Here is a 246-nt window from a genome sequence, read left to right as displayed (position 1 = left end):
GAACCCGTACACCGGCTCGAGGACCCCGCCGACCAGGTCCAGCAGGCTCTGCACGCCGTCGTTCGCCTGCGGGCCCTCGGCGGCCTGCGCGAGCGGGGCCGCGGACAGGCTGAGTCGCTCGACGCCGTCCTCGCGCATCCGGTCGGCCGCACTCGCGACGAGGAACTCCATCACGCCGTTCGGTGCCGCGGGTGTGCGTCGCATGACGTCGAGCGTCCAGGCGACGACCCGGCCGTCCCGGTACCC

Annotated in this window: 1 protein-coding gene; it reads right to left on the bottom strand. The window is 74.4% G+C overall.

The window, feature by feature from the left end; genetic code table 11:
- Positions 1-246 (bottom strand): phosphatidylglycerol lysyltransferase domain-containing protein (locus tag BIV01_RS17520; RefSeq protein ID WP_139199554.1); only part of this gene is annotated, 246 nt, incomplete at both ends.

This window comes from Curtobacterium sp. MCBA15_013, from assembly GCF_001865095.1.
Lineage (GTDB): Bacteria > Actinomycetota > Actinomycetes > Actinomycetales > Microbacteriaceae > Curtobacterium.
The sequence above is the reverse complement of the archived record's forward strand: the minus strand, read 5'-3'. Positions and strand labels throughout refer to the sequence as shown.